Annotated in this window: 19 protein-coding genes; 4 read left to right on the forward strand and 15 right to left on the reverse strand. The window is 62.1% G+C overall.

Annotated features, from left to right (window positions below; all coding sequences use genetic code 11):
• Nucleotides 1-5: 5 nt before the first annotated feature.
• Genes AC1RRJ_RS19510 through phhA form a run of 6 tightly spaced genes read right to left on the reverse strand, consistent with a single transcriptional unit; the run spans nucleotide 6 to nucleotide 5,811 of the window.
• Nucleotides 6-1,139 (reverse strand): cupin domain-containing protein, encoded by a 1,134-nt coding sequence (locus AC1RRJ_RS19510; protein WP_493125797.1) that lies wholly within the window; start codon nucleotides 1,137-1,139, stop codon nucleotides 6-8.
• Nucleotides 1,136-2,155 (reverse strand): carbon-nitrogen hydrolase family protein, encoded by a 1,020-nt coding sequence (locus AC1RRJ_RS19515; RefSeq protein ID WP_493125799.1) that lies wholly within the window; start codon nucleotides 2,153-2,155, stop codon nucleotides 1,136-1,138. Before AC1RRJ_RS19515 ends, AC1RRJ_RS19510 begins: the two co-directional genes overlap by 4 nt.
• Nucleotides 2,152-3,393, reverse strand: a complete 1,242-nt coding sequence (gene kynU / locus AC1RRJ_RS19520; RefSeq protein WP_493125801.1) for a kynureninase — start codon at nucleotides 3,391-3,393, stop codon at nucleotides 2,152-2,154. The genes AC1RRJ_RS19515 and kynU overlap by 4 nt, the downstream gene beginning before the upstream one ends.
• A complete protein-coding gene (gene kynB / locus AC1RRJ_RS19525) occupies nucleotides 3,390-4,019 on the reverse strand; it encodes an arylformamidase (protein WP_493125803.1) in 630 nt (209 codons plus the stop codon). Before kynB ends, kynU begins: the two co-directional genes overlap by 4 nt.
• On the reverse strand, nucleotides 4,016-4,927 hold the full coding sequence (locus AC1RRJ_RS19530) for a tryptophan 2,3-dioxygenase (RefSeq protein WP_493125805.1): 912 nt from the start codon (nucleotides 4,925-4,927) through the stop codon (nucleotides 4,016-4,018). The genes kynB and AC1RRJ_RS19530 overlap by 4 nt, the downstream gene beginning before the upstream one ends.
• Entirely contained in the window at nucleotides 4,924-5,811 is an 888-nt protein-coding gene (gene phhA / locus AC1RRJ_RS19535; protein ID WP_493125807.1) for a phenylalanine 4-monooxygenase, read from the reverse strand. The genes AC1RRJ_RS19530 and phhA overlap by 4 nt, the downstream gene beginning before the upstream one ends.
• Nucleotides 5,812-5,997: 186 nt before the next feature.
• Here phhA and AC1RRJ_RS19540 point away from each other — a divergent pair, with 186 nt between their 5' ends.
• Both AC1RRJ_RS19540 and maiA read left to right on the forward strand, forming a co-directional pair.
• The gene (locus AC1RRJ_RS19540) at nucleotides 5,998-6,489 is read left to right on the forward strand and encodes an Lrp/AsnC family transcriptional regulator (RefSeq protein ID WP_493125809.1); all 492 of its coding nucleotides are present in this window, start codon (nucleotides 5,998-6,000) and stop codon (nucleotides 6,487-6,489) included.
• A gap of 103 nt (nucleotides 6,490-6,592) precedes the next feature.
• On the forward strand, nucleotides 6,593-7,282 hold the full coding sequence (maiA, locus tag AC1RRJ_RS19545; RefSeq protein ID WP_493125811.1) for a maleylacetoacetate isomerase: 690 nt from the start codon (nucleotides 6,593-6,595) through the stop codon (nucleotides 7,280-7,282).
• Nucleotides 7,283-7,313: 31 nt separating this feature from the next.
• On the opposite strand, the gene AC1RRJ_RS19550 is transcribed toward maiA, so the two are convergent.
• The 8 genes from AC1RRJ_RS19550 to dgcN form a co-directional block, all read right to left on the reverse strand.
• Nucleotides 7,314-8,423 (reverse strand): amidohydrolase family protein, encoded by a 1,110-nt coding sequence (locus tag AC1RRJ_RS19550; RefSeq protein WP_493125813.1) that lies wholly within the window; start codon nucleotides 8,421-8,423, stop codon nucleotides 7,314-7,316.
• 89 nt (nucleotides 8,424-8,512) lie between these two features.
• Nucleotides 8,513-10,999, reverse strand: coding sequence for a TonB-dependent receptor (locus AC1RRJ_RS19555; protein WP_493125815.1), 2,487 nt, complete (start codon nucleotides 10,997-10,999; stop codon nucleotides 8,513-8,515).
• A gap of 122 nt (nucleotides 11,000-11,121) precedes the next feature.
• Nucleotides 11,122-12,180, reverse strand: a complete 1,059-nt coding sequence (locus AC1RRJ_RS19560; RefSeq protein ID WP_493125817.1) for a FecR family protein — start codon at nucleotides 12,178-12,180, stop codon at nucleotides 11,122-11,124.
• Nucleotides 12,177-12,710, reverse strand: coding sequence for an RNA polymerase sigma factor (locus AC1RRJ_RS19565; RefSeq protein ID WP_493125819.1), 534 nt, complete (start codon nucleotides 12,708-12,710; stop codon nucleotides 12,177-12,179). The genes AC1RRJ_RS19560 and AC1RRJ_RS19565 overlap by 4 nt, the downstream gene beginning before the upstream one ends.
• Nucleotides 12,711-12,808: 98 nt before the next feature.
• Nucleotides 12,809-14,386 (reverse strand): N-acyl-D-amino-acid deacylase family protein, encoded by a 1,578-nt coding sequence (locus AC1RRJ_RS19570; RefSeq protein WP_493125821.1) that lies wholly within the window; start codon nucleotides 14,384-14,386, stop codon nucleotides 12,809-12,811.
• Nucleotides 14,387-14,408: 22 nt separating this feature from the next.
• Entirely contained in the window at nucleotides 14,409-15,803 is a 1,395-nt protein-coding gene (locus tag AC1RRJ_RS19575; RefSeq protein WP_493125823.1) for a serine hydrolase domain-containing protein, read from the reverse strand.
• A gap of 28 nt (nucleotides 15,804-15,831) precedes the next feature.
• Nucleotides 15,832-16,869, reverse strand: a complete 1,038-nt coding sequence (locus AC1RRJ_RS19580; protein ID WP_493125825.1) for a dipeptide epimerase — start codon at nucleotides 16,867-16,869, stop codon at nucleotides 15,832-15,834.
• A 51-nt stretch (nucleotides 16,870-16,920) separates the two neighbouring features.
• Entirely contained in the window at nucleotides 16,921-17,931 is a 1,011-nt protein-coding gene (dgcN, locus tag AC1RRJ_RS19585; RefSeq protein ID WP_493126267.1) for an N-acetyltransferase DgcN, read from the reverse strand.
• A 200-nt stretch (nucleotides 17,932-18,131) separates the two neighbouring features.
• On the opposite strand from dgcN, the gene AC1RRJ_RS19590 reads away from it, so the two are divergent.
• Nucleotides 18,132-19,598 (forward strand): amino acid permease, encoded by a 1,467-nt coding sequence (locus tag AC1RRJ_RS19590; protein WP_493125827.1) that lies wholly within the window; start codon nucleotides 18,132-18,134, stop codon nucleotides 19,596-19,598.
• On the opposite strand, the gene AC1RRJ_RS19595 is transcribed toward AC1RRJ_RS19590, so the two are convergent.
• On the reverse strand, nucleotides 19,599-20,477 hold the full coding sequence (locus tag AC1RRJ_RS19595) for a MurR/RpiR family transcriptional regulator (protein WP_493125829.1): 879 nt from the start codon (nucleotides 20,475-20,477) through the stop codon (nucleotides 19,599-19,601). It abuts the gene before it with no gap.
• A 330-nt stretch (nucleotides 20,478-20,807) separates the two neighbouring features.
• Between AC1RRJ_RS19595 and AC1RRJ_RS19600 the strand changes: the two genes are divergently transcribed.
• Nucleotides 20,808-22,688 (forward strand): CocE/NonD family hydrolase, encoded by a 1,881-nt coding sequence (locus AC1RRJ_RS19600; RefSeq protein WP_493125831.1) that lies wholly within the window; start codon nucleotides 20,808-20,810, stop codon nucleotides 22,686-22,688.
• Nucleotides 22,689-22,707: the final 19 nt, after the last annotated feature.

Here is a 22,707-nt window from a genome sequence, read left to right on the forward strand (position 1 = left end):
GATTGTCAGGCGGGCTGATGGCCGCCATGATCGGAATAGGGTTCCTCGATCCGGACGCCGAGCGCCTCCATCACGGGAAAATCGTTGAACGAGAAGAGGAAGGCCTCTTCGGACGCGTCGAGATTGACATGCTCGTGCCAGGTCCATGCGGGTACGCAGAAAATGTCGTGCATTGCCCAGTCGAACCGCTCGCCGCCGATGATCGAATAGCCGCGGCCACTCGCGACATTATAGACGACATTGCCCGTGTGGCGGTGCGCTTTGCCGCGAAATCCGGGTTTGAGCAGCTGCATATGCGCGCCCATCGTCTGGAGCGCCCAGCCGCCGGTCAGCGGGTTTGAATAGCGCACCATATGCCCGTCAAACGGCGTGCCGTCGGACACTTTCGCGAGGTTCCACAGCGCGTCGCGCGTCGCTTCCCAGCGATAGACCATCACGGGCGAATAGGGCTTCTCCCATGCCGACACGCCTTCGGGCCGCAGTCCCGCGCCGCCATAGCTCAGCGGCAGGTCGTCTGCGGGGAACGCCGCCGTCTGCGCGGGCTGATCATAGACCGCGTAAAAATTGGTCTCGAGGCTGTTCATCAGCGGGATGTCGAGTCCGTCCTGCCAGATCGACACCTCGCCCTCGGCGACGACGCCATGGTCGTGCCAAGCGCCGTTCGGGGTCAGCACATAGTCGTTGGCGCCCAAGGTGATATGGTGCCCGTCGACGACCGTGTAAGCGCCCTTCCCCTCCATGATGAAGCGATGCGCCGAGGCGGTGTGGCGGTGCGCGGGGGTGATTTCGCCGGGGCGCATCGCCTGCATTCCGCTGAACAGCCAGCCGCACACCGCGACATTCTCACGCCCTGCCTCGCTGTCGTTGAGCAAGGTCACGACGCGGCGCCCGGCCTCTTCGGGCTTCACCAGATCAAGCGCGCGCAGGCACATGTCGCGCATGACGGCATAGCGCCAGAGCGTCGGGCGATAGCGCGTTTCGGGTTCCCAAGGCTCGATCGCATTGGCGCGCTTCCAGAAGGCGCCCGCATTCTGCCCGGCTAATTCCTCGTAAAAGGCTTCGAGTTCGGGGGTGTCGGTAACGCGCGCCCGCCCCAGCACATCGTCGCGCGGATCGATGATCGTGGAATTTCCCGTCATGACGGCTTCTCCTCGTCCGGATCGGCCGCCGACTGCGGCAGGTCCATGAAATGGGCCGAAGCGCGGGGGGTCCGGTCGACCGTCAGGTTGAAGATGTCGAAGCGGTTATAGCCGCCGATGATGTCGTGCATCAGCTTGGGGCGGATACAGTCGCCAAGGTCGATATCGGCATAGACGATGCCTTCCTCGTCGATCAGCGCCTCGCCGACCAGATTGCCGTGCGGATCGATGACGCCCGAAAAGGCGCTGTTCGGGCGCGACAGAAGTTCGCGGTTCTGCGGGCGACCCTCGGACATCGCCGCGATAATTTCCTCGCTCACCGCCGAACAGGCGACGATCGTGAACACCTTGCCCTCGAAGCTGTGCGCGGTCGCGCGGATCTTGATCGCTTCGGCCATATTATAGGCCGCGGGCGCGACGGGCAGCGCAATATAGTTGGCGACATGGACAAGCTCGCCTTGCGACAGCAGCGCGAAGCGCGCGAGCGTGTTGGTATTCTCGCCGCACGCCAGCGTACCAAGCGGCCCGACCGGCGTGTCATAGACGCGGATCGAGCTGCCATCGCCGCCCGCCCATGTGAGCTTCTCGGCCCACGTCGGGACCAGCTTGCGATGCCGCCCGAGCAAGCTGCCGTCGGCGCCGATGATCAGGTTGGTGTTATAGAGTGTGCCGATGCTCACCGGGTCGCGCTCGTTGATGCCGATGACGACGGTGCAGCCATGATCGCGCGCCGCGGCGCACAGCGCGGTAACCTCGGGCCCGTCGATCAAAAGCGACGCGCGATAGAGGCGCTCATGCCACTCGGCGCCCTCGATCGGCGTCATCAGCCAGTTCCAATAGGGATAGGCGGACACGAACACCTCGGGGAAGGCGACAAGCTGCGCGCCGTTGTTCGCGGCCTCGGCGATCAGCGCGCAGGCTTTGTCGACCGTGCGCGCCGTATCGAGGAAGACGGGAGCGGCCTGCACCGCGGCAACCCGCGATTTGGGCAGGAAGGGTGCCGACACGTCGATCATGTCACCGCCGCCCGTTGAAGATATTGCGGCTTGTCCCATGCGCGCGTCGCGCAGACCCTTTCGAGCCGCTCGACCGTTTCAACGATATCGCGATAACGGAGGTACAGCGGCGTCAGCCCGAAGCGCAAAATGTCGGGTGCGCGGAAATCGGCGACCACATCAAATTCCTTGAGCGCCTGCACGATCTGGTAACCCTGCGGATGCGCGTAAGCGACCTGACTGCCGCGTTCCGCATGACCCTGCGTGCTCACCAGCTCGAAGCCATAGGCCTCGCACAAAGGCTGCATCCGCTCGATGAACAGGTCGCCGAGCGCGAGCGACTTACGGCGCACCTCGGCCATATCGGCTTCGAGGATCAGGTCGACGCCGACTTCGAGTGCAGCGAGACCAAGCACCGGCGGCGTTCCGCACTGGAAACGTTCGATCCCGGCAGCGGGATCATAATCTTCTTCAAAGGCGAAAGGTCGCGCATGGCCGAACCAGCCCGACAGCACCGGCGTCGCCGCATGATGGCGTGCGGCGGCGAACAGGAAAGCCGGCGCACCGGGACCGCCATTCAGGAACTTATAGCCGCAGCCAATCGCGAAATCGGCATTGGAACCATTCAGGTCGACCTTGATCGCACCTGCGCTGTGGCTGAGGTCCCAGACGACGAGCGCCCCGACCTCATGCGCGCGCTTAGTGATCGCAGCCATGTCCCGGACGCGGCCCGACTTATAGTGAACTTGCGTGAGTAACAGCACGGCGACATCGTCGTTCAGCACATCGACCACATCGTCGGGAGCGACAGTGACCGCCTTCACGCGCCCGCCCGAAAAGGCCTCGATGCCCTGCATCATATAGACGTCGGTGGGGAAGTTCGTCGCTTCCGACAGGATCACCGTCCGCTCACGTCGCAACGAAAGTGCGGCTGTCAACGCCTTGAAGATATTCACCGACGTCGAATCGGTCGCAACGATCTCGCCCGGGTTCGCGCCGAGCAGCCGCCCGATCTTATCACCGATGCGCCGCGGCGCGGTCGACCATTCGGCGCCGAGCCAGGAGGTAATCAAGCCCTCACCCCATTCATCGGCAACCACCTTGGCGAGCCGCGCGCCCGTTGCCTTGGGCAGCGCGCCGAGCGAATTGCCGTCGAGATAGATGAGCCCTTCGCGCAGTTGAAAGCGATCGCGAAAAGGCGCGAGCGGATCGACGGCGTCGAGCGCCTCCACGTCGTTGGCAAGGATCGTGTCGGTCATGCGATTTCCCTCAAGATGGCACGCACCGGACTGGCATCGGCACCAACGATGCGAAGCGGCAGCGCAATAAGTTCATATGGCCCCGGCGGGACGTCATCGAGGACGAGCCCCTCCAATATCCGCATATCGGCAGCCTTGACCGCCTGATGCGCGTCGAGCGTTTTCGACTGTTCGGGGTCCAGCGAAGCGGCATCGGTGCCGATCAGGCGGACGCCCATGGCGCCGAGCCGTGCTATGACATCGCTGGAGATCGCGGTGAAATCGCTGTCCCATTGCTCGTGCGGAAATTGCTCATAGGTGCGCAGCAGCACACGCTCGGCGCCTTCGATCGCATCCCAGTCGATATCGCCGATCTCGACGCGGCCGCGCGCATGACGCATGTCGAGCAGCACGCACGGCCCGATATAGGCATCAAGCTCGCAGTCGGCCGACGAAGCACCGTCAGTGGCATAATGCAGCGGCGCATCGCCATGCGTCCCCGCGTGTAGCGGCGTAAACATGCCACCGACATTGACCGGACAGCCATCGCCGATCACCGCATGACTGTGAAGCGCGAACGCCGGCTCACCCGGCCACACCGGAACCGCGGCGTGCAGCGGCTGCGAAATGTCCCAGATGCGGCTCATGCCCCTGCCCCTTCAACGGAGCTATAATCGCCGCCCTCGCGCGGCGCCGCCATGCGTGTCCGCATCGACCAGAGTTCGGGGAAGAAGCTGAGGTCTAACGCCTTCACCAGATAATTGACCCCCGACGATCCGCCGGTGCCGGGCTTGTGCCCGATCACACGCGCGACGGTCTTCATGTGCTTGAAACGCCACTCCTGGAAATAATATTCGAGCGCGGTGATCTTTTCCGCCAGCGTGTAGAGGTCCCAATGCGCGTCGACGTCGGTGTAGATTTTCAGCCACGCGTCCTCGACTGCCTCCGACGCTGCATAGGGTTTCGTCCAGTCGCGATTGAGAGTGCCCGCCGGAATATCGAAGCCACGCCGCGCGAGCAGCCGCAACAGTTCGTCGTAGAGCGACGGCGCCTCGAACGTAGCGCGCAGGCGCGCCATCGCCTCGCCATCGTCCTTGTGGACGATCATCATATCCTCGCGCTTGTTGCCGAGCAGATATTCAAGCTCGCGATATTGCTGCGACTGAAACCCCGAGGCCCGGCGCAGAAAACCGCGGAAGGTCAGGAAGTCGTGCGGGGTCAGGGTTGCCAGCACCTCCCAGCTATGGATCATGTGCCGCTGGATCGTCGCGATGCGATCGAGCCCCTTCCCCGCAATCTCGAGCCGGTCGGCCTTGATCGCGTCGAGGACCAGTCGCCCCTCGTGCAGCACCAACTTGATCCACAGCTCCATCGTCTGGTGCATGATGATGAACAGCATCTCGTCGGGCTTGTCCGACACCGGCACCTGCGCCGAGAGCAGCCGCGCAGTCTGAAGGTGCCGCGCATAGGTCAGCCCGTTATCCCACTGGATCGTTTCACCGTCGATCTCGGTCTCGAAAATATCGGTGCCATCTTCCTTGGTCTGCCTGATCATCGTGACGCCTTCCCGGTCAAAACGCCTGGCGCCCGAGGAGCCGGCGGAAGATTTCCTTCATAAAGCAAGTCGCCTGGGCAAACATCGTCGGGTTCGAGCACCCTCTCGCCCGCGATTTTCCGGTAAACGCTCGCAAAGTCAGTTTCCTCGGTCGCGCGCAGCAATTCCTCGAAGCCCGCAACGACGAAATAGATGCGCTGGAACTCGTCGAAATGATAACGGGTGCGCATCACGCGCTCGATATCGAGCCAGATGCGGTTCGGTTCGGGTGAGGTCAGCGCCGAAACCGTCTCGGCAAAGCTCGACATGAGGCCGCCGCCGAAGGCGCGCAGTTCCCCGTCTTCGACGACGAGACCAAATTCGACCGTGTAAAGCCAGAGCCGCCCGAGATAGTCGGACGCCCCGAGCTTTTCGGCGCGCAGGCCTGCCTCGCCATAAGCGACAAGAAAATCGGAAAAGGCCGGGTCGGCCAGCATCGGCACATGACCGAATATGTCGTGAAACATATCGGGCTCTTCGCTGTATGCGATTTGCTCGGGCGGGCGAATGAAATTTGCGGCCGGAAAGCGCTTGTTCGCGAGATGTTCGAAAAAGGGCTTGTTCGGAATCCAGCCGGGAACCGCGACAACCTCCCAGCCGGACGCTGGCTTAAGAAGCGCGTTGAGTTCGGCAAAATCCGGAACGCCCGGGCGCAGTTGCCGGAGCATGCCGAGGCCTTCGAAAAAGGAGCGGCACGCATAACCATCGAGCGCCACCGATTGCTGATCGAACAAGGTTCGCCATGTCTCATGCTGCCTGACGGTAAACGCCGCCCAGTTTTGCGGCATTGTCCAATCTGCCGAAACGCCCTCGGGCGGGACGTCGAATATATGTGTCGCGGCCAAGGGCCCCTCCTGCATTTGCAACACGAAAACTAGCGCGGGAGCGCACGAACATTGTCCGGATTTTCGGTTGGAAGGGCGATGATAATGTGATTTTGTTCTCGCTGAATGATCAATATCAGAACATTGTTCTTTCTAACTGAAAAATGCCGCCCTATCCTCGCGTGAAATTGATTCGGAACGGAACGCATGGACAAGCTGGACTGGAAGATCATTGCCGAACTCGAACGCGACGGCCGGCAATCCTACGCCGAGCTTGGGGAGCATGTCGGGCTGTCCAAGTCGCCCTGCTGGTCGAGGGTAAAGAGCCTCGAAAAGAGCGGCATTATCGAGGGCTATGCCGCGCAGCTCGACCCGATGGCGCTCGGGCTCGCGGTCTTAAGTTTCGTCGAAGTACAGATCCGGTTCGACGCGCACACCGAGTTCGAGGCTGCCGTGCTGGCGCATCCCGCCGTGGTCGAATGCCACACCACCGCCGGCGAGAGTGACTATTTGCTCAAAATCTTCTCGAGGTCTGCCGAACATCTTGACGAGTTGCTCCGCCACACTCTGTCAAAGCTGCCGGGCGTCCAGCGCCTTGCAACATTGATATGCCTGAAGACGATCAAGCGGGAAGGCAATCTCGCCGAATGGGCCAGAACGACCGAGTCGCGCGGCCGCCCGGGGCGGCTTCCCGGTTAAGAGGCGGCGAATAGAAGGCAGCAGCCACACCGCAGCACAGGTATCAGCGCGGCTTCCACCGATCAGTGTTGCCGTAGCGGCGGCGGGCTTCTAATTCGTCCGCATGACCGAAATTCTCCTTCACGGCTTCTGGCGCTCAAGCGCCGCCTACAGGGTCCGCATCGCACTGGGTCTCAAGGGCCTCGCCTACCGGCAACTGCCAATTGACCTTCTCGCCGGAGATCAGCGCAGCGCTGCCTATTTGCAGATCGCCCCCCATGGCCTCGTCCCGGCTCTCGAACATGAGACGCAGATACTGATCGAAAGCCCTGCCATCCTCGAATGGATCGATGCCAAATGGCCGGCGCCGGCGCTGCTCCCGGAGAATATCGACGAAGCCGCAATCGTTCGCGGCATGGCAGCGCTCATTGCCTGCGACATTCACCCTCTCAACAATTTGCGCGTGCTCAATGCGATCCGCAGCGATTTCGGGGCAACCAATCCGCAGGTGAAGACGTGGATCGCCCGCTGGATCACCCAGGGCTTCGCCGCACTCGAAACCCTCGTCGAGCGGCACAGTGGCGTCTTCACCTTCGGCAACACGCCGACGCTGGCAGACTGCTATCTCGTCCCGCAGATAGACAGTGCCGAGCGATATTCAGTCGACTTGCAGCCATTTCCCCGACTTCGGGCAATAGGCGAGACCGCGCGGGCCCTGCCGGCCGTCGCGGCTGCGCGCCCCGAATTGCAGGAAGGCGCCCCGGACAGAAAGCCGGACGCACACGACATATCCGACCCGAAAAAGCGGGAATAACGGCTGCCGTCAGACGAGCACCGTGCATGTGTTACTCTGTTCCGCCCGCACGCTTGCGCATCCAGTCGGCCCGCAGATAGGGCGCAAGGTTCGCACAGAGCTTTGCCCATTCGGTTTCGGTCACAGGAAGCTGTGCCTTTTCCTTCAGGAAATATTCTGCGGGCGGGTGCAGCGCCGGCCAGTCGCTCGCGAGCACGAAGCGTTCCATTCCGACATCGCGCATCAATGCCACATAAGCGGTAGCGCGCTCGGTGGGTGTCCGCTTGTCGCTATCGTCCTTCGACTGCACAGCGGCGGCGTCGAATTGTACGACCGCGGAAATGTCGAAGACCAGATTGGCTGTGCCGGGTGCCTTGCGCGTGATCGCGTCACCATAGGCCGCCAGCGCATCGAGGGTCGGCTGATCGACGCCGCCATAGCCGCCGCCATGCGCAATCTGCACGGGCAAGTCGCCCGCCTGCGACAATATTTTATCGATGAAGATTTGCACATTGGCGGCGGTAAAGGGCGCCGCACCGCGCAGATGGACGACGAGCGGCATACGAGCCTTGCTTGCGGCGGCGAAGAAGGTCGCCAGCTTGGCCACCTGTGCGGCATTGCCCGGATCGAAACCGCTGTTGCCCAGATGCAGCTTGACCCCCGATGCGCCGCGTTGGCGCGACCAGTAATCCAGTTCGCCCAGCGCATTGGACGTAAAGGGATTGATCCCGACAAATGCGACAAGCCGGCCCTCCGACGCGAGCGCGGCATCGACGTTGAAACGGTTTTCCGCTCGCATGCGCCGCGCCATTTCCGCAGGTTCGAGTGTGGCCTGGGTGAAGCCGAACATATAACCTGTCGACAACAGCACGCCCTGACGGATGCCCGCACGATCAAGCTCGCGTATCGCGTCGGCGCCGCTACGTTCGGTGAAGATATCATCGGATATGTCATCGAAAGCCTCGGGAACCTTGGCTTTCATCTCGCGCAGAAAATCGGAAATCAGCGCGCTCTGGATATGGATGTGATGATCCGCCACCGGTGCGGGTTCGGTGTGCGTCCTGTCTTGCGTATGCGCCGGGCCCGCCGCAAACAGCAGCGCGAGCGCGGAGGCCGCAATGGATCCGGTGCGGATCGGGCGCAGTTTTGCAAAAGCGATCATATCAATATCCTTCCCGTCATGGTGATGGACCGCGACCGGAATCCCTGTCCCTGCGCGGCCAAAGCGCGATCTCGCTTCGATCCGAAGCGCTAGATCCTGTAGTCGAAGGTGATGCCGACGGTGCGCGGTCGGACGACATATTGTTCCAGGGGATTGGCCGTGCCGCTCGTCACCCCGCGCGAATTGCCGATGTTGTCGAGAAAGAGCGTGATGCCAGCACGATCGCCGCGCACACCGGCACGCATGTCGAAAAGATGATATCCGCCCTGCGGAGCGCCCGCGACCGTGGAATCGACAACAAGAGCGCCGGGCGCTCTGGAAATATACCGGTGAGACAGCACCACCGACAAATCCATGCCGCCCGTATCGCGCTCGTAGGAGACCATGTTCGAGACCTGCCATTTCGATGCGCCCGGCAGCCTCGCCCCCGCGGGCACCACCGGTCCCGGGGTGTTGGGGGCGGGATCGAATGTTTCGGACAGCTTCGCGTTCAGATAGGTCAGGTTACTGGTCAGGCTGAGGCCATCGAACGGGCGCAGCGTCGCGCTCGCTTCAAGGCCGTAGCTGCGCGCTTTGCCTGCATTGTCGGCATAGTTGAGCGAATTCGAGGTCAGCCGCAGCTGAATGTCGCTCCAGTCGACATAAAAACCCGTCACGTCGAGCAACAATTTGCGGTCGAACAGGTCGGCACGCATCCCGACTTCATAGTTCCACAGCGAATCACTTCCATATTGGCGCGGGACGTCCGAACCCGGCAGCGACGGAATGATATTCGGGCCGCCGAAGCGAAACCCCTTCGATACCAGCGCATAGGCCATCAGCCCCGCGTCGGAGGTCCAGGTGATCGATGCCTTGGGATTGAAGCCGCTGGATTTCTGTATCCCGGTCATGTCGACGACCGAATTGCCAGTGCTGAGAAATGACGAGAGCCCCGTCAGGACCGAACGCAATTTGAGCTTCTGATCGAAGACACGGCCGCCGAATGTTGCCTTGAGCCGGTCGCTGAGATGATAGGTCGCCTCACCGAAGAGTGCGCTTTCCCGGGCGCGTCCCGTGATATTTCCGTCGAGGAACAAATCATCCGGCGCGAGAACCGCCCCCATCCCCGGCCCGATGAGATCGTCGACCACAGCTTGCAGGCCCGTCGCATGCAACCGCTGGTTGAGGCGGACCTTCGTATTGTCATGCATTGCGCCGATCACATAGTCGAACGCGCCACCAGGCGCGGACGCCAGCCGAATTTCATAGGTTTGCCCGACATTTTTCGACGGTGCGAGCGAGGTGATCGGCGCGAGCCCGAACAGCGCCTCGGAAAAAGCCGCACTATAATCGTCACGCGTATCTGATTTCTTGGCGTGATGGGTCGCGGTCGCCGTCAGCGTGGCGAAATCCAGATCCTGGTCGAAGCGCATATTGTGAACGAGCGTGCTGAAGCTGCCGCGGTCCGGAAACGCCGTTCTCTTCTTGAGTTCGCCCGCGAGCGTCGGTTGCTGAAAGCCCGCATCGTCGGTCGTCTGCCGCTGCTGCAGGAACATATAGGAGATCGACGTGTTCGGCCCCGGCTTCCAACTCGCCAGAAACCGGCCGCCTTTCGTCACGGTGCGATTGGAATCGCGTTTGCCGGTGCCGATATTGTCGATGTAGCCGGCATCCTCGCGATAGACGAAAACGCCGCGTATGCCGAAAACATCCTCGACAATCGGCGCGTTGAACATGACCTTGCCGGCGCCGCCCGTTCCGCCCTGCTCGGTCCCGCTGAGACCGGCTTGCACACGCCCTTCCCAGCGCGTCAGGTCGGGACGGTTCGCCTGATAGTTGATCGCGCCGCCCAGCGAGGCCGAGCCGAACAATGTGCCCTGCGGCCCCCGCGCCACGGTGACATTGTCGACATCGAAGGTGTCGATATCCGGCGTGCCGATCGAAATAGAGGGATCGGTAAGCGGCACGTCGTTGATGAACACGCCTGTTGTCGCCTGCCCCTGATCGCGACCGGTAGTGGTCGAAACGCCGCGGATCGCAATCGAGCCATCCCCTGGCCGTCCGGCATTGAAGACGACGCCCGGCGTGCGCGTCAGATAATCGCCCAGGCTTTGCGCGCCCAGCTTGTCCAGCTGGTCACCCGTCTGCGCCGACACTGATCCCGATATCTTGCGCACCGGCTCGGCGCGTTTGGTTGCCGTCACGATGATTTCGGTGGCGTCGGCAAAACCCGAACCGCCACGTGCTTCCTCGTCGCGCGAAGAGGTCTGAAGGCGTTCGATGACATAGGCGCCCTGCGCCGTTCGGCGCGCCGTCAGCCCCGAGCCTTCGAGCAGGCGATCGAGCGCCTGATCGGTGGTAAACGCCCCGACCAGTGCAGACGTGCGCCGCGAACCGACGACCGACGGGCTGAAGATGATTTCTGTTCTGGTCTGGCGGCCCACCTGACGGATCGCCGAGGCAAGGCCTTGCGCCGGAACATTGAGTTTGACCGGCGCCTGCGCCTGCGCGGCGGCCGGGATCGCCAACAATGCGGCCGGTGCGATTGCCAGCGCGCTCGCCAGACTTATACGCAAAAGCGCGTTATGTACGGTCATGGTTTCTCTCCCCCATCTGTCCCTGTCGAGGCGCGATTTTTCCGCGCTCCCAATCGACATCACGCAGCGCGGAGAGAAACCCGCACCGGCCCGCACTTATTTTTTTGCTGACGCGGTTCAGGTCAGGGACGCGCGGGAGGACTCACCAGTTCGATGCGGTCCGAATGCGTTCGCGCCTCGACCGGCAGCAATTCGCCCACGATCGCAACAAAGCGTCGCGGATCGCCGGTCCGGAACACACCACTGATACGCTGTGCCGCCAGGCGTTCATCCGCCACACGAATAGGACGGTCGGTATAGCGGTTGATTTCGGCAACAGCCTGGCCGAGCGGTTCGTCGACGAATTCGACAAAGCCTTCACGCCAGCGCAGCTTCCTCCCCAGATCGGCAGGAACGACCCGCGCCGCCGCCCCGGTCTGCACGATCAGTTCCTGACCCGGCCGCAGCACGGTCGGTGTACGGGCAGCATTCGCTGCATCCCGCCGGTCCACCACGACCTTGCCCTCCACCAGAACCACCTCCATGCGGCCGGGCTCGAGGCGAACCTCGAAGACAGTGCCGAGCGCCGTGACGTGGCGATCGGCCGCCTCGACCACGAACGGACGGGCCGCATCGTGCGCAACCTCAAATAGAACCTGACCTTGCACCAGTTTCACGATGCGGCGCTGCGCCGAGAAAGCGACGCGAACTTTGGAATCGGTATTGAGCGTGACCTTGCTGCCGTCGGCCAACACGACGGTCCGCAATTCGCCCTTGCGCGTCGCATGAACCATATCGTCCGTTGACGCGGCGACAAGGGCGCCACGGTTCGAATCCGTTTCGACCGGAACCGCCGTGCGATAGGCTGGTTCCAGCAGGATGATCCCGGCGGCCAGTGATGCCGCAATCAGCCCACCGACTACAGCTTGCCAGATTCTTCCGCGACGGGACGGTGACTCGGCAAGAATAGCGCGCCGCTGCGCCGCAAGACCGGGATCGCTCTCATGGTCATCGTAGAAATTCCAGGCGGCCCCCATGCGTGCGAACTGTTCGGCATGGTCTGGCGACTCGCGCATCCAGTCGTCGAATTTCGCCTGCTCCCCGGCGGAAAGATCGCGGCCGTCGCGGCGCACATACCAATAGCTTGCAGCCTCTGTCGGGGACATGCCCTGTGTCGGCCCGCTGTTTTTCCGGCCGCTCATTCTTCGTCCATCCGGTGGACCATGTGGGTCATCGCGCGCTGCATATGCTTTTCGACGGCGCTTACCGATATGCCGAGACGCTCGGCAATGTCGACATAACGGATCCCCTCCAGACGTCGCAGAATGAAGATGGCGCGTGTCCTTTCCGGAAGCTCGAGCAGGATTGCCGATGCGCGCGCGAGCCGCTCCCTGTTGGCAAGCACGTGCTCGGGCGAGAAATCCACACCCGAATGGGTGTCAGGACAAAATTCCTGATGCAGATGTTCCTTGCGCGCCCGGCCTCGCCGGTGGCGATCGGTGAGGACGCTGCTGGCGGTGGTGAACACATAGCCATCGATTCGATCGTCATTTTCGACGGCTCCGCGACGCATCAGCCGTTCGAAGACCTCCTGCACCAGATCATCGACATCGGGTTTGCTTCCGATCTTCCGGGAAAAATAGCGTTCGAGCGCGAGGCGGAAGCGCGTGTGCAGTCCCGCTATGCGCGCGCGCGCGTCGATCACGTCGCCGTTTTCACCGGTGCATTGCACGGCAACATCCTCGCGCGCTGGGCAACAGATTCCCTCCCCGTTTGACGGGCCTATGCGACGCGATGGCAGCGCGAGCAACCCCGGCTGCCATCACTCTTTCATTTTTCCGGTGCACCGCGCCGCACGGGCTGGCCCGCCCGGACACCGGTCGGCTGGCCATTCCGGAAGGTCAATGCGCCATTGACCCAGACCCGCGATATCCCGATCGACAGGGTCGACGGATTTTCGCTCGTGGCCCGGTCGGCGACCGTTTCGGGATCGAACAGCACGAGGTCGGCACGCGCGCCGGGTCGAATGACGCCGCGATCGGCAATCCCCATGTGCGCAGCCGCGGCCCCCGTCATCTTGTGGACCGCCTGCTCGAGCGTGAGCAGCTTTTGTTCGCGTACATATTGGCGCAGCACGCGTGTGAAGGATCCTGCGCCACGCGGGTGGCGATCCTCGAGTATGCCGTCGCTGCTGATATTGGCGTGCGGCCAGGCGATGAGCGTCGCAACATCGTCGGCGCGCATACTGGTTCCGATCACCATCTCCTCGGCACCCGGAACCTGTGATTCTGCGATCAGCTGTATCAGTGCGGCTGCGGGATCGGTGCCGCGCTGCTCCGCTATTTGCGCGACGGTCTTGCCGACGAGCGTCGGGTCGGGACTGAACAGCGAGAGCAGCAGTCCGTCGGCGGGCGCGAGGTGTTTGAGCGCGAACTCGGCGCTTTCGCGATTGGCGAAATCGCGTTTGGGGAACATGACCGTCAACGTGGATTGCCAATATTCATATGGATAGACATCACCCGTGATATTGACGCCGGTCGCGCGCGCGCGGTCCATCACGCCCAGATAGCGATCGGCCTGCCCCCACCAGTCGGTCATGGCGAGCTTCATGTGCGAGACCTGCACCGGCATGCCCGTCACGCGTCCGATCTCGACGATCTCGTCGAGCGCGGCCCATATATTCTGGTCTTCGCTGCGGATATGGCTGATGTAACGCCCACCCGCGCCTGCGGCTTCCTTCGCCAGCGTCAGCACTTCGTCCTTCGTGGCATAGATGCCGGGATCATATTCGAGTCCCGTCGAAAGCCCGATCGCGCCCGCGGCCATAGCCGCCCGGACCCGCGCGCGCATCGTCGTGATTTCATGCGCCGTGGCGGCCCGCTTGTAGTCCTCGCCCAGCACTTCGGCGCGGACCATATTGTGTCCGACATAAGAACCGATGTTCACGGCAACAGGCGTGGTTTTCATACGCTCGAACAGCCCCGACAGCGATGGTTCCGACCCGCCATCCTGTCCGACAATGATCGTTGTGATGCCCTGACTTGTCGCCGTCAGCGCGTCGGGTTTTTCGAACAGGCCGATATCATGATGGCTATGCGTATCGATAAAGCCCGGAGCGAGCACCTGCCCGCCTGCATTGATCACCGCTTCGCCGGTGCGCGGCGTCAGGTCTCCGATTTCGACGATATGTTCCCCCTCGATGCGCACCGAGGCGGAACGCGACGGCGCGCCGGAACCGTCGACAAGACGCGCGCCTGCGATGAGCGTCGATGGCGGGTTCGCAGCGTTCGCTACGTTGGTCAGCGCCAGTGCAGCGGCGACCACCGCCAAGGCATGGCCGCGCGGCCGGCGCATAGTTCCGAGCCAGCGAAATCGCGACTTTTGCTCGCGGATGATGTCTGTCTTCATCGCCTTTCCCCCCCGATACCGCTCAGTTGTCAATCATGAAGGCGGACACCTGATCCCCGGGAGCAAGCGCGAGTCTCACTGTGACCTTCCGATCGCCATAGGTTGCCGAATAGGTGTAGGCTTTGTCGTCACCCAGTTCGCGGCGATCAGTGAGTTCGAGCTTCGTCAAAGGACCAAGGTCCTTCAACATCGGCGGGAAATACTGGTTCGCCATTTCGACAAAACCGGTGCGCCCGATGGGAATGTCCTGCGGACTCAAAATACCCTTGCCGGCTTTCTCGAGCAGCGCGGACACGCGACGTTCGATGGCGGGCTCGGGTGCCGGGCGCGGACCGGGCGCGACAAGCGCAGGATCCCACAGCCCAGCTATGCCGTCGACAAAGGTATTGAGCTCGGTGCTCGCCGAATTGGTCAGAAGGATGACCGAAAGATCATCGCCAAGATAGCGCGAATAGAAGGTACGGAAACCCTGCCACGCGCCGCCGTGATGATAGCGGGGATGCCCGCCGGCCTCAACGATGTTCCAAGCGAAACCATAGGGATAGGGTTTTCCGCTATTGAGACGGACGGGAGTATAGATCTGCTTCCAGCTCGCGCTGCCAAGCGCCGCTCCGTTTTCGACGCCCCGCGCCCATGCGATCATGTCGTTGAGCGAAAAGTAGAGCGAACCGTCAGCCGTCGAATTCATCGTCGGCGATACCCAATCGTGATTCTTCAGCTGGTCATTGACGAGCTGATAGCCCGATGCGCGATGCGGCACGATATCACCATCGCTGATGCCGCGTGCCGTCTTCATGCCCAATGGTTTGAAAATCTGTTTGTCGAGGATATCGAGATAGGACTCGCCGGTGGCCTTCTTCACCAGGATGCCAAGCAATATATAGCCGGTGTTGCTATAACTCCATCGCGCGCCCGGCTTGAAATCGAGTGGCAATGGATAAGCGGTTTTCACCAGCTCGTCGTCGCTATAGTCGCGTCGATAATCGAAGTCCGTGCCAAATTCTGGAATGCCCGATGTATGCGTCAGCAGATGGCGGATGGTGATCGGGTGCCAACTCACCGGCGCGTCGGGCAGATAGGTGGTAATCGGCTCGTCGAGCTTCATCTTGCCGCGCTCGACCGCTGTCATGACCGCCGCGGCGGTGAACATCTTGCCCACCGAACCCGATTGGAAGATCGTGTCGGCGGTTACGGGAACATTGTGCTCGACCGTTGCAAGCCCATAGCCCTTCGCGACCACAATCTCACCCTTGCGGAGCACCGCGATCGCGACGCCGGGGACTTTCTGCTCGCGCATTTCGGTTTCGACGAACGCATCGAGCTGTTTCCTGAACGTAGCGGTTTCAGGTGCGGCGATTGCGGGCGTCACGATGCAGAGCAATGTTGCTGCACCTATGGCATTGGCCAGTCTGAACATATTTCTCTCCCTGATATTATAGTTTTCTTCAAATCGGCCCGACAGCGGGTGATTGCCGAAGATCCGCCGTCACACGTCCGGAACCTGGGCCGCCCCAAATGTCGTCGGGACACCAGATCATGCCGTCGCGATAATCGGCCCGCCGCGAACGATCGGACTGCAACAGCACCGGACCGTCGAGATCGACGACATCGCAGAACTGGCCAACAATGAAGGCTGGTGCCATGGCGAGCGAGGTGCCCAGCATATTGCCGACCATCACGCCCATGCCCCGCGCGCGCGCCGCTTCGACCATCGCAAGCGCCTCGGTCAGCCCGCCGCACTTGTCGAGCTTGATATTGATCATCGAAAAGGCGTTGGACAGCCCGGCAATCGAAGCCAGCCCCTGCACGCTTTCGTCGGCCGCCAACGGGATCGGGGATTGGAAGCCGTCGAGATCGGCATCGCGATCCAGAGGCAAGGGCTGCTCGACCAGCGCCACCTTCGCCTCCACCAGAGCCGGCATGAGATGCTCAAGCGCCGCGCGCGAAAAGCCCTGATTGCCATCGACGCCAAGCCAGACATCGGGCCGTGCCGCGCGTACGGCGCGGACACGTTCGGCATCGAGACCGTCGCCCGTCAGCTTGAGCTTGATCGCGCGCGCATCACCGAATGCGACAGCCCGCGCTGCCACCACGTCCGGCGCATCCGCACCGATCGTCCAGGTGGTAAGACGGGGCTCGGGCCGGATGACGCCCGCATCCAGCCACGCCGGACGCCCTGACCGGGCGGCTTCAAGATCCCAGAGCGCGCAATCGAGCGCGTTGCGCGCGCCACCGGCGGGCAACAGCGACTGGAGCCCGACGCGGTTCACGCCGCTGTCGAAAACCGTCCTTGCCGATTCGATGGCGGCGGCGATGCCCGCAGGCGTCTCGCCCAGATAATCGACGCCTGCCGCTTCCCCCTGCCCCTCATATTCGCCGTCCCGGACGATCGCGACGACGAGCTCGATTTCAGTATAGGTCCGTCCGGTAATGTGAAACGGAATGGTGAGAGGCCATGCCTCGATACGCACCTCGATATCCACCTTGATACTCCCTTATGGCCCCCTCCCCGACCCAGGCCGGCACGGAGGCGATCAGTCGAAGGTTTCGGCCATGTGCGCGACGAGCGCGCCGGCGCCCGTCGCGACCGGGTCGAAACAGGGAAGTCCGAACCGATCTGAAATGGTTTGCAGATATGCCGGGCGCTGATCCGCTGGCAGCAACGACGTGTTGACGCTGATGCCGGCACAATATGCGTCAGCGTTGGTGAGACGCGCCATGCGGAGATTGGCGTCGATGCATTCGGCCAGATCGGGCAGAAGGAAATCGGGGTAACCGTCGATGTGCGTCCGGCCCGCAGCATGGCACAATATGATCGCATCGGGCTGCGAGCCGTGCAGCAGACCAAGCGCGACACCGGCATAAGCGGGATGGAACAAGGAGCCCTGCCCCTCGATCACGTCCCAATGATCGGGAGCATTGTCAGGGGAGAGCGATTCCGCAGCTCCCGCAACGAAGTCGGAGACGATGGCGTCGATCGGAACCCCTTCCCCCGCGATCAATATCCCCGTTTGCCCTGTCGCCCGGAAGGTCGCCTTCATCCCTGCGGCGGTCATGTCGCGCGCGATTGCGAGCGCCGAATATTTCTTGCCGACTGCGCAATCGGTGCCGACCATTAACAACCGCTTCCCGGTCCGCTTTCGGCCCGATCCGACCGGATAGTCTGTACCGGGCACACGGACGTCGAATAGCGATGCGCCCGAGGCGCGTGCGGCCGCTGCGATCTCGGGCACGCTATCCAGGCGCGCATGCATTCCGCTTGCCACATGGAGCCCGGCTTCAAGCGCCTCGACGATCGGCGCAACCCATTCGGGTGCTATGGCACCGCCAAAAGGCGTCACGCCGATAACCAGTGTTTGCGCGCCGGCCGCGCGCGCCTGCACAAAACTCATATCGGGGAGTCCGAGATCAATCCCGCACGAAGGCATTCGCCACTGCCCTGCACAGCGCTCGCGCGCCCAATCCACCAGTCCGCACGCCGTTTTGGCATTCAACCGCCCGTGTACGTCGCCGAGGAACAGCAGATATTGTCCGGGGATGATCATCCAGTCCGATCTTTCTTCGAGCAAGGTCACAATGCGCCGGGGTGCCCCGACCGAGGCTTGATAGTTATAATTATATCTGTAGATGTCAATTGAGATAAAAATAACATTCAGCCAACGAGCCGGGAGACATACGCGAAAATGCTACCGATCCGATCCGCGCCGGCGTCGCAGTACGCCAAGCCTCATGAGCCGAGGCTCGCATGAAACCGTTCGCACGCAAGACGATCGCCGCGCTGCAGGAAGATAGCGGTCGCAAAGGAGAAGGCCTGTCGCGCAATATCGGGCTGTTCGCACTGGTCTGCTTCGGAGTCGGCAGCACGGTGGGCGCAGGCATTTTCGTGCTCACCGGAACCGTGGCCGCACAGCATTCGGGACCGGCGGTGGCGCTGTCCTTCCTGATTGCGAGCCTCGTCTGCCTGCTTGCGGGACTTTGCTATGCCGAGCTTGCCGCCATGATGCCCGTGGCGGGCAGCGCCTATTCCTATAGCCACGCGTCGATGGGCGAGGGGGCAGCATGGATCGTGGGCTGGTGCCTCATACTCGAATATCTCTTTGCGGGCGCGCTCGTCGCGATTGGCTGGTCGGCCTATCTCCAATCGATGCTGCACGATCTCGGTATCGGGTTTCCCGCACTATTCGCGCAGGCCCCCTTCGCGCTTTCTTCCGGCCGCGCGCTCGTGGCAACGGGAGCGATCGTCGACCTGCCCGCGGTGCTGCTCACGCTTTTCTGTACCGCGCTGCTGTTGCGCGGCACCGAATTTTCGGCGCGGATCAACAATCTGATCGTGGTCGCCAAGATCAGCGCCATGCTGCTGGTCGTCGCAACCGGGTTCGCATTTGTCGATACCGACAACTGGACACCCTTCATCCCCCAGAATACGGGCATCTTTGGCCATTTCGGCTGGTCGGGCGTGATGCAGGGCGCGGCCGTCCTGTTCTTCGCTTACATCGGTTTCGACGCAGTCTCGACACTGGCGCAGGAAGTCCGCAACCCGCAACGCACGGTGCCGCGTGCGCTGCTGGCATCGGTGGCTGTGACGACATTGCTGTATGTGGTCGTAGGGCTCGTACTCACCGGGCTCGTCAGCTATCGGCTGCTCAACGTCGCCGATCCCGTCTATGTCGCGCTCGACAGCGCCGGGCCCGGACTGGCGTGGACCAAGATGATCGTCGGATTCGTCGCGATCGCGGGGCTGATATCGGTCTTGCTTGTCACGCTACTCGGCCAGGTGCGCATCTTCTATGCGATGGGACGCGACGGTTTACTCCCCCCGGCGTTCACCCGCGTGCGCGCCGCGTCGCACATACCCTATACCGGTACGCTGGTCACGGGCACCGTCGCTTCGATTGCCGCGGGACTGTTGCCGCTGGGCCTGCTTGGCGAGCTTATCTCCATGGGTACGCTGTTCGCCTTTGTGATGGTCGCGGCGAGCGTGATCATCCTGCGCCGACGCGAGCCGCAAGTTGCGCGTCCCTTTCGCGTGCCGCTCTACCCGTGGACGCCACTGCTGAGCATAGCCGCCTGCCTGTACCTCATGTGGAGCCTGCCGCAGGATACGTGGATCCGGTTGTTGCTCTGGCTCGCGATCGGGGTGGCGGTCTACATAGCCTATGGGCTGCGACGACGCCGGAGCGCGGCAGGCGAACGGAAACCCGCCCGTCCGTGATCAACCAGGCCGGCGCCTCGCCGGGCTTCCGACATGTCCGGTATAGCTCTGATAAAGCTCCGACAGGCGCTCGAGGCGCTTCTCTACCTTTGTGCCAAGCATTCCGATCACATCGTTCACGAGAAGGTTGACCGCACAGCCCAGCGCCACCTGCGAGCTCCAGAACAGCTCCACCTCGGTCGGCACGACAATGACATCGCTGGTGAATTTGCGGATCCAGTCGCAGAATTTGTCGGTGATCATCACGACCCGAATACCCTCGCGGCTGGCCTGCTCGGCCAGTGCACAGGTTTGTTCCGAATAGCGCCGCATATCGACGAGAACGAGCACATGATCCTCGGGATCAACCGCGAATATTTCGTGATAATTGCCGGCCGAGCTATCGACGATGCTGACGCCCTCGCGCGCATATTGCAACAGATGCGCGAGCGTCGTAGCGGCTCCGCGCTCGGTCTGGAAGCCCGCGACATGGACGTAGCGGCTGCACGCAAGCAGCGCCACAATCTCCTTCCAGCCCTCCGTCTCCGCCAGCGCATAGACCTCGATGATCCCGGCCAGTTCCAGCTCCAGGCTGGTCTTGGTGCGATTGCTTTCACCGCGCGCGCCGACGAATTCGGTCACCTGATCGCCCACCAGCCAGGGCACACCCGACATCGTCATGCGCAGCCCGGCCTTCAGATCCTTGAAGTGGCGATAGCCCATTTTGCGCGAGAAACGGCCGACGGTGATCGCGCTCACCTGCAGCTTGTCGGCGATCGAATTGGCGGTCTCGAACGCGATCCCGCCCCGATTGGTCAGAATGAAATTGGCGATCGTTCGCTCTGTCGGCGTGAAGCTTTCAAGGCTGTCCTCGAGCCGTTGCAGCAGATCGCGCGACATGTCAGCTTCACCTTGCACGCGCAATCTCTCCCGTTTCCTGCGGCACGCCTTTCCCGAAATAGCGAGCCGACCTGGCCATTCTCGCGACATTGCACGCGCCCGGTGCAGTTTTGTTACCTGTTCGAGGGGAATTGGCCAAATGACAAAGCACGCCTTCGACCGGAACGACGGCCCTTAGAGCCAACTTCTTCATTGACAGATATTTTCCAATCAGGCCAATGTGTCCTGCTTGGGATATCAGGCGGGAGGTACTTTGTGAGCATCGGACAGCGGATTCATTCAGCCCCGGCATCCTCTGGCAATGCCCGCAGGACAGATCGCTGGCGCTATATGACCGGTCTCGCCGCTATACTGATCTCGCTGGCTCCGCTCGCTCCTTCTCTCGCGCTCGAGCCGGCCGATACACCGGCCGCCGTCACGATGCCAGCCGGCACACGGATCGGCGACTATGTTGGCGAAGACGTGATGATTCCCATGCGCGACGGCGTGAAGCTCCACGCGCAGATCTGGCGGCCGGCCAGGATGGCCGGACCGCTTCCGATGCTGATGCAGCGCTCTCCTTATGGCTTTCAGCTCGATCAGGTGAAGCACCTCTTCGACGGCGCTTTCAAGGAACTCGCAGCGGAGGGCTATATCTTCGTCCTGCAGGATATCAGGGGGCGCTTTGGCTCCGAAGGCGAGTTCGTCATGCTGCGCCCGAAAGCCGACGACAAAACGAAGGTCGATGAATCGACCGACACCTATGACAGCATCGACTGGCTGACGAAGTCGGTCGCCAGCAACAATGGCAAGGTGGGCATTTTCGGCATCTCCTATGGCGGCTGGACCGCCGCGATGGCGACGATCGATCCGCATCCCGCCCTTGCCGCGCTTTCGGTCCAGGCATCTCCCGAAGACATGTTCATGGGAGATGATTTCCATCACAATGGCGCCTTCCGCCTCGACTATGGATGGGAATATGCCGCCGCGCTCGAAACCGACGGCCGGACGCTCAAGCCCTTCGATTTTGGCAGCGACGATCCCTATGCGTGGTTCCTGAAACAAAAGGATCTGGCGACCCTCGATCGCACCCATATTGGCCGCGACTTGCCGACCTGGCGCGATTTCGTTGCCCACCCCGCTTACGACGCTTTCTGGAAGCAGGGGGTGACCTCGGCGCGAATGCCCGCAAAGGTCGCCATTCCCAATCTGATCGTTGCGGGCTGGTGGGATCAGGAAGATTTCTATGGTCCGCTCAAAATTTACGAGAAGCAGGAAAAGGGCGACCAGCTCAATCGCAACTTCCTGGTCATAGGCCCCTGGAACCATGGCGGCTGGGCGCGCGGCGATGGCAGCAGCTACGGCCCGTTCGATCTGGGCGCGCCGACATCGGTCTATTTTCGCGGCGAGGTTCAGACCCGCTGGTTCAATCACTGGCTCAAGGGCAAGGGAGTGCTGGACCAGCCCGAAGCGCTCGTGTTCCAGACCGGCAGCAATGAATGGAAGCGCTATCGCCAATGGCCCCCCGTCGAAGGCGTCACCGAGAAGCATCTCTATCTGCACGCCGACGGCAAGCTGTCCTTCTCCCGCCCCGTCGCAGCAGACAGCAAGCCCGATCGCTTCGTCTCGGACCCCGCCGATCCGGTACCCTATCGCGAGCGGCCGATTTCTCCCTTCATCGCCAAGGATTCGACATGGAGCAACTGGCTTGCCGACGATCAGGCGCCCTTCTCGAAACGCAAGGACGTCCTCTTCTGGCAAACCGATCCGCTCGAGACCGATGTCGTGATCAGCGGCGATGTGGTGGCCAAGCTTTTTGCGAGCACAACGGGCAGCGACGCCGACTGGGTTGTGAAGCTCGTCGACATCCATCCTTCCGACGAGGCGACCCCGCCTGAGCTGCGCGGCCGGCAACGGATGATCGCAAACGAAGTGTTCCGTAGCCGCTTTCGCACAAGCTTCGAAAAGCCCCAGGCGATAACCCCCGATGCAGTACTGGATTACAGCATCGACCTGCACGCCGCCTCGCACCGTTTCAAGAAAGGACACCGTATCGGCGTCCAGATACAGAGCAGCTGGTTTCCGCTGATCGACCGCAACCCGCAGATATTTGTCGACAACATTCTTCAGGCGAAGCCGTCCGATTTCACACCCCAGACGCACTCCATCTTCCACAGCGGCCGCTATCCGTCGGCAATCACGGTGACGGTGGAGGCGGAAGAGGCTCGCTAAAATGCAGGATGGCTGAACA

The organism is Sphingopyxis sp. GW821-FHT12C06, from assembly GCF_058807415.1.